The sequence below is a fragment of the Novosphingobium cyanobacteriorum genome (genome assembly GCF_029436685.1).
Lineage (GTDB): Bacteria > Pseudomonadota > Alphaproteobacteria > Sphingomonadales > Sphingomonadaceae > Novosphingobium > Novosphingobium cyanobacteriorum.
Genome location: NZ_JAROCY010000010.1, coordinates 123,095 through 135,274, shown reverse-complemented (window position 1 = coordinate 135,274; position 12,180 = coordinate 123,095). Strand labels below are relative to the sequence as shown.

The following is a 12,180-nucleotide window of genomic DNA, read 5'->3' as shown; positions in this document are numbered from 1 at the left end:
GGCATGACAAACCCAATACCCGTTGATCTGCCGCAGCCCGAACGGGCCCCCACCCGCGACGGGGTGCTGCGCGCGTCGGCGAAGATGGCCGAACTGCTGCCGCCCACGCCGCTGCTGCCGCTGGACCTGCCAGATGGCGCAACGGTGTGGTGCAAGGCGGAAAGCCTGCAGCCGGTGGGCGCTTTCAAGATTCGGGGGGCATGGCACCGCATGACCGATCTGGACGCAGCCGAGCGGGCAAGCGGGGTGGTTGCGGTTTCGAGCGGCAACCATGCGCAGGGCGTGGCCTGGGCGGCGCGCAGGCTTGGCATGGCCGCAACGATCGTGATGCCGCGCGATGCCCCGGCGGTGAAGCTGGATGCCACGCGCGCACTGGGCGCCGAGATCGTGCTGTATGACCGCATGGCCGAATCGCGCGACGCCATTGCCCGCGATCTGTGCCAGCGCACCGGCGCAGTGCTGGTCCACGCCTATGGCGATCCATGGGTGATCGAGGGTCAGGGCAGCACGGGAACCGAGCTGATGGCGCAGATGGAGCGACAGGCCGGCGGTGCGCCGACACGGGTTGTCTGCCCATGTGGCGGTGGCGGGCTGGCGGCGGGGCTGGCGCTCGCCTGCGCCGATGCAGACGTGGTTCCGGTGGAGCCCGAAGGCTGGGACGACGTACGCCGCAGCCTTGAGGCCGGACGAATCCTGCCGATCGGGGCCAATCCGCCCCGGACCGCCTGCGATGCCTTGCAGACCCCCTGCACATTTCCGGTAAACTTTGCGGTGATGCAGGCGCATGGCCTGCGCGCCGTGGCGGTGAGCGAGGCGGAAGTGCGCGCGGCGCAGCGGTTTGCGCTGGCGAAGCTGCGCCTGGTGGTTGAGCCGGGGGGCGCCGCGGCGCTGGCTGCGGTGCTGGCGGGCAAGGTGGCGGTGGACGCGCGCACGGCAATCATCCTTTCCGGCGGCAATGTGGATCCTGCCACCTTTGCTGCGGTGATCGCCGGACAGGATTGATCCTGCCACAATACCGCAACGCTTTGCGCATATCCGCCGCCCGGGATCGAAGACGGACAGAAGGCAAAGACATGCACAGCAGCGAACGCAGCCACGCCGCCTCCACACAGGAAAAGGTTGCCGGCGCCATGGTGCGCAAGTCCGCCGGGATGGGCGGCAAGCTGCTGGACCACGCCTTTGCCTTCGCCTTTCGCGGGCTGGTCTATGCCCAGATCTGGGAAGACCCGGAAGTGGACATGGAGGCGCTGCAGATCCGGCCCGACAGCCGGATGATCGCCATCGCCAGCGGCGGCTGCAACGTGTTGAGCTATCTCGTTGCCGGGCCGGCAGCGATCACCGCGGTGGACCTGAACACCGCGCATATCGCACTGAACAAGCTGAAGCTCGCCTCCGCCCGCCACCTGCCCGATCACGCGCATTTCCGCCGGTTCTTTGCCGAGGCGGACAGCAAGGCCAATATCCGCGCCTATCGCGAGCACCTTGCCCCGCATCTCGACGATGCGACGCGGCGGTATTGGGAAGGGCGCGACCTGATGTTCCGGCGGCGCATCGGAGGGTTTCGCTCAGGCATCTACAAGCGCGGTCTGCTGGGCGGCTTCATCGGCGCGGCACACCTGCTGGCGAGGCTCTATCGCATAGACCTGAAGGCGATCCTTGCAGCAGAAAGCATCGAGGACCAGCGCCGCGTGTTCGAGGAAGAGCTGGCCCCGGTGTTCGACCGAAAGTTCGTGCGCTGGCTGACCGACCAGCCGGCATCGCTGTTCGGCCTGGGCATTCCCCCGGCGCAGTTCGAAGCGCTGGCGGGCGACCAGCCCATGGCCGAAGTGCTGCGCCGCAGGCTGGAAAAGCTGGCCTGCGATTTCGAGATCAACGACAACTACTTTGCCTGGCAGGCCTTTTCACGCGGATATGGCAAGGGCGCGGATTGCCCGCTGCCGCCATACCTGAAGGAAGCGAACTGGGAGAAGGTGCGCGACCGGGCACAGCGGGTGAACGTGGTCCACGCCAACATGACCGAACATCTGCGTGCCCAGCCCGACGCCTCGCTCGATCGCTATGTGCTGCTGGATGCGCAGGACTGGATGACCGACGCGCAGCTCAACGACCTGTGGCGCGAGATCACCCGCACCGCGCGCCCCGGTTCGCGCGTGCTGTTCCGCACTGCGGCCGAGCCAAGCCTGCTGCCGGGCCGGGTGGAAGATGCGCTGCTATCGCGCTGGACCTATCACGAAGCGCCGAGCGCCGACTTCACCCGGCGGGATCGCTCGTCGATCTATGGTGGCGTGCACCTGTACGAGCTGGCGTGATGGACGGGGCGACACTTACCGGCGGGCACGGCGCGCTGATGGATTCGATCTATCGCCGCCAGCGCCACATCTATGACCTGACGCGCAAGTACTACCTGTTCGGCCGCGACACCGCGATCCGCGAGATGGCGTGTGCGCCGGGCATGCGCGTGCTTGAGGTGGGCTGCGGCACCGGGCGCAACCTGGCGCAGATCGGCAAGTGCTGGCCGGGGGTGGAGCGGCACGGGCTGGATATCTCCAGCGCCATGCTGGAAAGCGCGCGGGCCCGGCTGGGCGCAGAGGCGCGCCTGGCGCTGGGCGATGCGACCGACTTCGACGCCGAACGCCTTTTCGGCCTTGGCGAGTTCGACCGCATCCTGATCTCGTTCGCGGCATCGATGATCCCCCACTGGCGTGAGGCGATTGCGCATGCGGCACGCCTGCTGGCGCCAGGCGGATCGCTGCATGTGGTTGATTTCGGCAGCTTTGGCGGCATGCCGCCGATTGTGCGCAAGGCCATGCTGGGCTGGCTTCGGCGCTTCCATGTTTCTCCGCGCAACGACATGGTCACCAGCATGTGGGGCACGGCCCAGTCGCTGGGGCTGGAACCCTCGGTCACGCGCGGGCCGCTGGGATACTACCGCATCGTGGTGCTGCGCCGACCGGCCTGAGCGCCAGATGGGTTGCATTTGACAATCGGATTCTTTCCGGCACTGTGCCCCGCATAAACACAAGCGGGGGATAGCGGATGGAAACGGAAGTGCTCGCACCGGCGGCCGTGCTGGTGCTGTGGTCTATCGTCGTCCTGTTCTGGATGGCTTTCACCCGCCTGCCCGCCATTTCGAAGATGGGTGGGCTGGGCAAGGCCAAGCCGGGCGGGCGCGGGCAGGACCTTGAAGGTGTTCTGCCGGATTCGGTGAACTGGAAAGCGCACAACTTCACCCACCTGATGGAGCAGCCGACGCTGTTCTATGCCACGGTGCTGATCCTTGCCGTGGTGGGGGCCAGCGCGCTGGATGTGATGCTGGCTTGGGGATACGTGATCCTGCGCGTGATCCATTCGCTGTGGCAGGCGCTGATCAACACCGTGCCGGTGCGCTTCTCGCTGTTCCTCCTTTCCACGGCATGCCTGATTGCGCTGGCGATCCATGCCGCGATCCTGACGCTGGGCGCAAACTGATAACCACAAAGGGGGAAATGCCATGCATATGACGGTGGGAATGGAAATCCTGAAGCCGGTGGTCGCACTGGCGGCGTGGACCATGGTGATGTGGGTGTGGATGTATGCCACGCGCATCCCCGCGATGAGCGCGGCGAAGCTTGATCCGGATTCGCTGGCGCGCGATCCATCGAAGACGCTGGACGATCTCCTGCCCGCATCGGTGCAGTGGAAGGCGCACAACTACAACCACCTGCATGAAGCGCCGACCGTGTTCTATGCAGTGGCGATCGTGCTGGCCATGATCGGCCAGGGCGATGGCGTGAATGCCATGATCGCCTGGGCCTATGTCGGCCTGCGCGTGGTCCACTCGCTGGTGCAGGCAACCGTCAACAAGGTGATGGTGCGGTTCATGGTGTTCTCGCTGTCCAGCCTCGCGCTGATCGCGCTGGTGCTGCACGCGGCGCTGGCGATCTTCTAGGCCTCGCGCAGGAACAGGCTCGCCAGCTCGACATGGGTGGACCAGCGGAACTGGCCCACCGGACGCAGCGCGGCGAGCCTGTAGCCACCGGTGATCAGCGCGGCGGCATCCTTGGCCCAGCTGGCGGGATTGCAGCTGACATAGACGACACGGGCGACCTTTGACGCGGCGATCTGCGCCACCTGTTCGCGCGCGCCGGCGCGCGGCGGATCGAGCAGCACGGCGGCGAAGCGATCCAGTTCCTCCACGCGCAGCGGATTGCGGAACAGATCGCGGTGCAGCGCATGGACCGGGCGGGCGTTCATCCGCGCGGCGGCCTGGCAGGCAAGATGCGCATCGCGCGCCGCTTCCACGGCAAGAACCTTTGTCTTCGGCCCCGCCAGCGCGAAGGCGAAGGTGCCGAGCCCGCTGAAGAGATCAGCCACCGAGGATGCGCCGGCCAGCCATTCGCGCGCGGCGTCGGTCAGCGCCTGTTCGCCATCACGCGTCGCCTGCAGAAAGCCGCCCGGCGGCAGCGCCACGGGCACGCCGCCGAGGGTGACGGTGGCGGGTTCGGGCTCCCACCGGCTCTCCGGGCCGAAGCCGCTGTCGAGCGTGAGGCGGGCGAGGCGGTTGTCGCGGGCGAAATCGAGCAGGGCTTCGGTCTTGGCAAGGTCGTCGGCCTTCAGCCCGGTGAGGCCAATGCTGACGCCCTGATCGGCCAAAGTCATTTCGATATCGGCGGCCAGCTTCCGGTCCAGCCAGCTTTCCAGCAGGCGGCGCAGCGGATCGACCAGCGCGAAGAGTTCGGGCGCGAGCACGTGGCATTCGCGCATGTCGACAATCTTGTGGCTGCCCTGTTCGCGGAAGCCGAGCACGATGCGGCGCCCGATCGCCTGCGCATGCAGCGTGGCGCGGCGGCGGCTGTCGGGCGGGGAGAGATGCGCCGGGGCGACCTCGCCGGGATCAAGCCCCTGCCCGCGCGCCGCGCCGGCAACGCGGCCGTGGACATAGTCGGCAAGCGCGCGTTCGGACAGGTGCTGCAGCTGGCAGCCGCCACAGGCAGGGAAGTGGCGGCAGGGCGGTTCGACATGGTCCGGCCCCGGTGTCAGCGTGCCGTCCGCCTCGATCACGTCACCCGGCGCGGCGAGCGGGACATAGCGGCCATCTGCGGTCGCGCCCTCCCCCTTCGCGGCGATGCGGACGATCAGGCCGGACTGGCTCATGCGAAAGCTTTCGAAACGGTGCGGGCAAGATCGCCGGCGGTAAAGGCGGGGCCGGAGCGGCGCGCGGCTTCGCCGTGGAGCCAGAGGCCTTCGGACGCGGCGCGGAACGGATCCCGGTGCACGGCGAGGCGGCTGGCGGTGATGCCGGCCAGCACATCGCCGGTGCCGGCGACTGACAGCCACGAGGGAGCGCGGGGAGCATGCAGCACGCGGCCATCGGGCGCGGCGATCACGCTGTCGGGCCCCTTGAACAGCACCACCGCACCGCTTGCCTGCGCCAATGCGAGGGCGCGGGCGTGCTTGGGCGCATCGGCGGAAAGGCCGAAGGCGCGCTCAAGCGCCGCCATTTCGCCTTCATGCGGGGTGAGCACGGCGGGACCTGTCATCATGCCCGGGCCAAGCAGGACGAGCGCATCGGCATCAACCACCACGGGGACGCTCAATTCAAGGACCGCCTGCAAGCGCTCCGCCGCCGCTCCGCTGCGCCCAAGGCCCGGGCCGACGAGCAGCGCGGCGATGCGCGGGTCATCCAGGCCATCAGCATCTGGGCCTGCGTGACAGACAAGGTCATTGGGCACGCCTGCGGGCCGCGCGCGGGCGAAGAGCTTCACATAGCCCGCGCCTGCCCGCATCGCGGCTTCGGCAGACAGCAGTGGCGCGCCCGGCATTTCTCCCGCAACGATGCCGAGCAGCCCACGGCGGTACTTGTGCGCATCCGCGGGTGGTGGCGTGAACAAGGGCCTGGTCAGCACGGCGGCGGCACCCGGCACCGCTGCAACGCCGATGTCGAAAAGGCGCAGCGCGCCCATCGTCTCACACGCCGGCATCGCAAAGTGCGCATGCTTCCATGCGCTCAGCGCGACGGTCAGGTCAAAGCGCGGCAGGCCGGCATTCAGGCAGGCGCCGGAATCGCTCTCCACCCCGCTCGGCAGATCCACTGCGACCTTGAGGTGATGGTTTTCGGCCAGCGTGCGAAGCAATCCAAGCAGGCTGTCGGACAGAGGCCGCGTCAGCCCGCTGCCGAACAGGCAATCGATCAGCACTTCGCCCTCGATCACGGCATCTGGGCCGAGCACCTCGCCCTGATAGAGACCGCGGGCATTACGGGCCGCGGGTGTTGCCGGATCAGCTGCGGCAACCACGCGCACGGGCGTGCCGTGCTCCATCAGGTGGCGGGCGATGACATAGCCGTCACCGCCGTTTTTTCCGGGGCCGCACAGCACGGTGACCGGGCGCCCGGCGGCGATGCGGCGCACATATTCGCCCGCCCCTCGCCCCGCCGTCTCCATCAACGCCTCGACCGAAGTGCCTTGCTCAAACAGCGCCTCTTCCGCCGCGCGCATCTGCGCCACGGAGAGAACCTGCGCCAGGATGGAACTGCGGCCGAGCGGCATGTCAGGGCTTTACCTTGGCGGGGAAGCGATAGCGGTCCTGACCCACGGTCACTTCAAGCCGGCCGTCGGGGATCCAGGCAACCCTTGCCTGCTCCACGCCATCGGCCACGATCACGCCGCGCCCATCGTCCACTTTCTGCAGACGACGGAAACCGCCATCCTTGTGATGGACCACGAGCACGGACCCGGCCTGCTCTACCCTGCAATCGGGCGTGAACGCCTGCGAACCGGCAAGCGCACAATCGATCTGGCGCATGACAGGCTGCGGATCACCCGCAGGCTTGCTGCAGGCTGCGGCCAGGAGGACGGCAAGGAGAGGCACGATGTGTCGCATCGCGCTGCCTTGCGACCCCTGCCGCCCCTGCGTCAACCTTTCTCGAGCTGCGACAGGTCACGCACCGCACCGCGCGCGGCGCTGGTGGTCATCGCGGCATAGGCCTGAAGCGCGGTGGAAACCTTGCGCGGGCGGTCCTTGGCCGGCTTCCAGCCCTTGGCCGCCTGCGCCGCGCGGCGCTCTGCCAACACCGCTTCGGACACGTCCAGCGTTATGGTGCGCGCCGGGATGTCGATGGTGATGATATCGCCCTTTTCCACCAACCCGATCGTGCCGCCTTCTGCCGCTTCGGGCGAAACGTGGCCGATCGAAAGGCCCGAGGTGCCGCCGGAGAAGCGCCCGTCGGTGAGCAGCGCACAGGCCGCGCCCAGCCCCTTCGACTTGAGGTAGCTGGTGGGATAGAGCATTTCCTGCATGCCCGGCCCGCCCTTGGGCCCTTCATAGCGGATCACCACCACGTCGCCCGCCTGGACCTGCCCGGTCAGGATTCCGGTGACAGCCGCATCCTGGCTTTCAAACACCACGGCGGGGCCTGAAAACTTCAGGATCGATTCGTCGACGCCCGCAGTCTTCACGATGCATCCATCAAGCGCGATGTTGCCGGTCAGCACGGCAAGGCCGCCATCCTGGCTGAAAGCGTGCTCCTTTGACCGGATCACGCCAGTCTGGCGATCGAGGTCCAGCTCCTTCCAGCGACGGTCCTGGCTGAAGGCCACCTGCGTGGGCACGCCACCCGGCGCCGCCTTGAAGAATTCCTGCACCGATGGCGAATTGGTGCGCGAAATGTCCCACTTGTCCAGCGCATCGCCCATCGTGCGGCTGTGCACGGTGGGGAGCCCGGTGTGGAGAAGGCCCGCGCGCTCCAGCTGGCCGAGAATGGCGGGAATGCCGCCAGCGCGGTGAACGTCCTCCATGTGGACGTCGGACTTGGCCGGAGCCACCTTGGAGAGGCAGGGCACCCGGCGGGAAAGACGGTCGATGTCCGCCATGGTGAAATCCACACCCGCTTCATGCGCGGCAGCCAGCAGGTGCAGCACCGTGTTGGTGGAACCGCCCATTGCGATGTCGAGGCTCATGGCGTTCTCGAACGCTTCGAAGCTGGCGATTGCGCGGGGCAGCGCGCTTTCATCATCCTGCTCGTAATAGCGCTTGCACAGGTCCACCGCGAGGCGGCCCGCTTCAAGGAACAGGCGCTTGCGGTCGGCATGCGTCGCCAGCGTGGAGCCATTGCCGGGGAGCGAAAGGCCCAGCGCCTCGGTCAGGCAGTTCATCGAATTGGCGGTGAACATGCCGCTGCACGAACCACAGGTTGGGCAGGCCGAACGCTCGATGCTCTGCACTTCCTCGTCGGTGTATTTCTCGTCGGCGGCAGCAACCATCGCGTCGACGAGGTCGAGCGCCACTTCCTTGCCCTTGAGCACGACCTTGCCCGCTTCCATCGGCCCGCCGGAAACGAACACGACCGGAATGTTGATGCGAAGCGCGGCCATCAGCATGCCCGGCGTGATCTTGTCACAATTGGAGATGCACACCATCGCATCTGCGCAGTGGGCGTTGACCATGTATTCCACGCTGTCGGCGATCAGGTCACGGCTGGGCAGCGAATAGAGCATGCCATCGTGGCCCATGGCGATGCCATCATCCACCGCGATGGTGTTGAATTCCTTGGCCACGCCGCCAGCCGCCTCGATCTCGCGCGCGACCATCTGGCCCAGGTCCTTCAGGTGGACGTGGCCCGGCACGAACTGCGTGAACGAATTGACCACGGCAATGATCGGCTTGCCGAAATCGCTGTCCTTCATGCCGGTGGCGCGCCACAGGCCACGTGCGCCCGCCATGTTGCGGCCATGGGTGGTGGTGCGTGAGCGATAGGGGGGCATTGGAAGAGCTCCGAATTGGGAATCGGCAGTTTTGGGCGACTTGTGAGCGCTCCCTAGCTTAGAAAAAGCGCCTCTGTCGAAAGTATTAATTACAACTATGTCAGTCTGAGAGCCGCAGAAATCCTAGCCGATTGCAACTGCAACCTGATTGGCGATGCGCGACAGGCGCTCGGCCCACTCGGCTTGGCCCCGCGCGTCACCGATCAGGTCCTGACGCACCTCTATGCCGAGGTATGGGCGACCTTCCGCTTCGGCATGGCGGTTCATCGTCGCGTTCAGGAGGCGACCGGAGTACGGCTGCTGATCACCCACGCACAGGCCATCGGCTTCCAGCAGCGGAATGGCGATCCGCGCAGCGCGATCGTCCTCGTTATAGAGTACGCCCACGTGCCAAGGCCGCGGCTCGTCGCTCGATGCCAGTTGCGGGGTGAAGCTGTGCAATGACAGGATCAGCGCCTGCGGAATGCTGTCGAGCAGGTCCGCCAAGGCATCATGATAGGGGCGGAAGAAGCGCGCCAGCCGGGCTTCATGGCCAGCATGGTCAAGCGCATTGCCGGGAATGGCGTGGCCATCGCTGGCGATCGGCACCACCGTGGGCAGATGCTCGTCGCGGTTGAAATCGCACACCAGGCGGCTGACATTACCCTGAAAGGCGGCGATTCCGGGGCGTTCGGCCATGATCCGGCCGATTTTTCCCACGCCGATATCGATGGCGATGTGCTGGTCCAGCAGATCAGGCGCAATTCCGAGCTCGATGTCATCAGGCACCCGGTTCGAGGCATGATCCGACACCACGAGAATGCCGCCAAAGCGCGGCGTGCCGAGGATGCGATAGGCTTCGCTCATCGCAAGGCTCCCGCCATCGTCCACCAGCCGGCAGGCATGGCCACCTGCGCCGCGTCTCTCTGCTCCGCCGTCTCGTAAAGCGCAAAGCACGTCGCGCCGGAGCCAGACATGCGGACCAGCCAGGCCCCCGATTGTCGCAGTGCCTCAAGCACGGCCGCGATCTCGGGAACGAGCGACAGCGCCGGAGCCTCAAGATCATTGCGTCCTGACATTGCCATCGCGCGCAGGTTCGCCCCTTCCAGGGGGCCGCGGTCGATTTCGTCCCATGACTTGAACACGGGGCCAGTGGCCAAGGGGATGCGCGGGTTGACCAGCAGCACCGACGTTCCGGCCAGATCGTTGGCAATCGGCTCCAGTTCGGTCCCGATGCCACGACCGATGCAGGCTACGCTCTCTACGCAAGCAGGAACATCTGCCCCCAGCTTCGCCGCCCTTGCGTGCCAATCGTCGGGAAGGCCATGGCTATCCCTGACCATGCGAAAGATCGCGCCCGCATCGGCCGATCCTCCGCCAAGTCCTGCCGCAACCGGCAGGTTCTTCTCCAGCGTCACCGCCCAGCCCGCTCCATGTGGCAGTGCATGCAGCGCCTTGGCCACGATATTGCCGAACGGATCGTCCAGCACACCGCCAAACTCGCCCATCACGCGCAGCGAATCCGCCTGCGCGGGCGTCGCGGCCAGTTCATCCCCCGCATCAACGAAGGCGAACAGCGTCTCCAACTCGTGATAGCCATCATCGCGCCGCCGCCGCACGTGCAGCGCAAGGTTGATCTTGGCATAGGCTGTTTCGCGCAAAGTCATTCGCCCTCAGTGAAACGAGCAGAGCGCCGAGGCAACCCTCGGCGCTCTGCCTTGTCACTCCCGTTCCGGGGAGGAACTCACATATTCGGGTAGTTCGGCCCGCCGCCGCCTTCGGGCGTGACCCATTCGATATTCTGGGTCATGTCCTTGATGTCGCAGGTCTTGCAGTGGACGCAGTTCTGCGCGTTGATCTGCAGGCGCGGATTGCCCTCCTCCACCCCGACGTATTCATAGACACCCGCCGGGCAGTACCGCTGCTCCGGCCCTGCATAGAGCGGCAGGTTGATCCGCGTCGGCACCGTCGGGTCCTTGAGCACGAGGTGGCACGGCTGGTCCTCCTCGTGATTGGTGTAGCTGAACGAGACGCTGGTCAGGCGGTCGAAGGTGATCACGCCATCGGGCTTGGGATAGGCGATCGGCTTGTACAGGTCGGCGCGCTGCGTCGCCTCGCTGTCACGATGGTGCTCCATGCCCTTGATCGGATTGATCTTGAGCACGCGTGCCCACATGTCCGCCCCGGCCAGCACGGTGCCGAGAGAGCCGCCGAATTTCGAAACCAGCGGCTGTGCGTTCTGCACCAGCTTCAGTTCCTTGGCGATCCAGCTGTCACGCACGGCGGCATCGTATTCCACCATGTCATCATGCTCGCGACCCGCGGCGATGGCGGCAGCGATGGATTCGGCGGCCAACATGCCGCTCTTCATCGCAGTGTGGCTGCCCTTGATGCGCGGCACGTTGACGAACCCGGCCGAGCAGCCGATCAGCGCACCGCCGGGGAACGACAGGCGCGGCACAGACTGCCAGCCGCCTTCGTTGATCGCGCGCGCGCCATAAGCCACGCGGCGCCCGCCTTCCAGGATCTTGCGGATTTCCGGGTGCTGCTTCCAGCGCTGGAATTCCTCGAACGGATAGACATAGGGGTTGGCGTAATCGAGCGCCGTGACGAAGCCCAATGCCACCTGGTTGTTGGCCTGATGGTAGAGAAACCCGCCGCCCCACGAATTCGATTCCGAAAGTGGCCAGCCCTGCGTGTGCAGCACGCGGCCGGGCACGTGCTTTTCGGGATCGATGTCCCACAGCTCCTTGATGCCGATGCCATAGACCTGCGGCTGGCAATCGCGCTCAAGGTCGTAATGCGCCTTCAGCCGCTTGGTCAGGTGGCCACGCGCGCCCTCGGCAAACAGGGTGTACTTGGCGTGCAGTTCCATGCCGGGCTGGTAGTCGGCCTTCTTCTCGCCATCACGGCCCACGCCCATGTCGCCCGTGGCCACGCCCATCACCGCGCCGTTTTCATCAAACAGTACTTCGGCAGCGGGGAAGCCGGGGAAGATTTCCACGCCCAGTTCCATCGCCTGTTCGGCCAGCCAGCGGCACAGGTTGCCCAGCGAGCCGGTATAGTTGCCCTTGTTCGACAGGAACGGAGGCATCGGCCAATGCGGAATTGCCATCTTGCCGGTGCGGGTCAACACCCAGTGCCAGTTGTCGGTCACGGGCACTTCGGCCATCGGGCAACCCTGCGTGCGCCATTCGGGCAGCAGTTCGTCCAGCGCCCTTGGATCGACCACCGCGCCAGAAAGGATGTGGGCGCCGATCTCCGAGCCCTTTTCCAGCAGGCACACCGACAGCTCCGGATTGACCTGCTTCAGGCGGATCGCCGCGCCCAGGCCAGCAGGCCCGCCGCCGACGATCACGACGTCATAAGGCATCGATTCCCGTTCGCTCATTCCGCGCTCCGACTTCTCATACGCATTCGAATTACCGGTTCGCCTTGAAAGCTGCGGCGCGCAAGGTCA

Annotated in this window: 12 protein-coding genes; 5 read left to right on the top strand and 7 right to left on the bottom strand. The window is 66.2% G+C overall.

Going from position 1 to position 12,180, the window contains the following annotated elements; all coding sequences use genetic code 11:
- The first annotated feature begins 3 nt into the window (after window positions 1–3).
- The 5 genes from POM99_RS12005 to POM99_RS11985 all read left to right on the top strand — a co-directional run bounded on the left by POM99_RS12005 (window position 4) and on the right by POM99_RS11985 (window position 3,928).
- Window positions 4–1,002 carry a threonine ammonia-lyase gene (locus tag POM99_RS12005; RefSeq protein WP_277278092.1) on the top strand — a complete coding sequence of 333 codons (999 nt, stop codon included), beginning with the start codon at window positions 4–6 and terminating at the stop codon, window positions 1,000–1,002.
- Window positions 1,003–1,130: 128 nt separating this feature from the next.
- A complete protein-coding gene (locus tag POM99_RS12000) occupies window positions 1,131–2,309 on the top strand; it encodes a BtaA family protein (RefSeq protein WP_277278200.1) in 1,179 nt (392 codons plus the stop codon).
- The gene (locus tag POM99_RS11995) at window positions 2,309–2,959 is read left to right on the top strand and encodes a class I SAM-dependent methyltransferase (RefSeq protein ID WP_277278090.1); all 651 of its coding nucleotides are present in this window, start codon (window positions 2,309–2,311) and stop codon (window positions 2,957–2,959) included. The genes POM99_RS12000 and POM99_RS11995 overlap by 1 nt, the downstream gene beginning before the upstream one ends.
- Before the next feature lie 77 nt (window positions 2,960–3,036).
- Complete coding sequence (locus tag POM99_RS11990) at window positions 3,037–3,468, top strand: MAPEG family protein (RefSeq protein WP_277278088.1); 432 nt, start codon at window positions 3,037–3,039, stop codon at window positions 3,466–3,468.
- A gap of 22 nt (window positions 3,469–3,490) precedes the next feature.
- Window positions 3,491–3,928 (top strand): MAPEG family protein, encoded by a 438-nt coding sequence (locus POM99_RS11985; protein WP_277278086.1) that lies wholly within the window; start codon window positions 3,491–3,493, stop codon window positions 3,926–3,928.
- On the opposite strand, the gene POM99_RS11980 is transcribed toward POM99_RS11985, so the two are convergent.
- The 7 genes from POM99_RS11980 to POM99_RS11950 all read right to left on the bottom strand — a co-directional run bounded on the left by POM99_RS11980 (window position 3,925) and on the right by POM99_RS11950 (window position 12,111).
- Window positions 3,925–5,133, bottom strand: a complete 1,209-nt coding sequence (locus POM99_RS11980; protein ID WP_277278084.1) for a class I SAM-dependent RNA methyltransferase — start codon at window positions 5,131–5,133, stop codon at window positions 3,925–3,927. The two genes, POM99_RS11985 and POM99_RS11980, sit on opposite strands and share 4 nt — an antisense overlap.
- Window positions 5,130–6,527, bottom strand: a complete 1,398-nt coding sequence (locus tag POM99_RS11975; RefSeq protein WP_277278082.1) for an NAD(P)H-hydrate dehydratase — start codon at window positions 6,525–6,527, stop codon at window positions 5,130–5,132. The genes POM99_RS11980 and POM99_RS11975 overlap by 4 nt, the downstream gene beginning before the upstream one ends.
- Window position 6,528: 1 nt before the next feature.
- Window positions 6,529–6,861: a hypothetical protein gene (locus tag POM99_RS11970; protein WP_277278080.1), complete on the bottom strand. Its 333-nt coding sequence runs from the start codon at window positions 6,859–6,861 to the stop codon at window positions 6,529–6,531.
- A 32-nt stretch (window positions 6,862–6,893) separates the two neighbouring features.
- The gene (gene ilvD, locus POM99_RS11965) at window positions 6,894–8,741 is read right to left on the bottom strand and encodes a dihydroxy-acid dehydratase (protein WP_277278079.1); all 1,848 of its coding nucleotides are present in this window, start codon (window positions 8,739–8,741) and stop codon (window positions 6,894–6,896) included.
- Window positions 8,742–8,864: 123 nt separating this feature from the next.
- On the bottom strand, window positions 8,865–9,587 hold the full coding sequence (locus POM99_RS11960) for an N-formylglutamate amidohydrolase (RefSeq protein ID WP_277278077.1): 723 nt from the start codon (window positions 9,585–9,587) through the stop codon (window positions 8,865–8,867).
- The gene (locus POM99_RS11955) at window positions 9,584–10,387 is read right to left on the bottom strand and encodes a 4-(cytidine 5'-diphospho)-2-C-methyl-D-erythritol kinase (protein WP_277278075.1); all 804 of its coding nucleotides are present in this window, start codon (window positions 10,385–10,387) and stop codon (window positions 9,584–9,586) included. Before POM99_RS11955 ends, POM99_RS11960 begins: the two co-directional genes overlap by 4 nt.
- A 77-nt stretch (window positions 10,388–10,464) precedes the next feature.
- Window positions 10,465–12,111, bottom strand: a complete 1,647-nt coding sequence (locus tag POM99_RS11950) for an electron transfer flavoprotein-ubiquinone oxidoreductase (RefSeq protein WP_277278073.1) — start codon at window positions 12,109–12,111, stop codon at window positions 10,465–10,467.
- Between the last annotated feature and the right edge of the window lie 69 nt (window positions 12,112–12,180).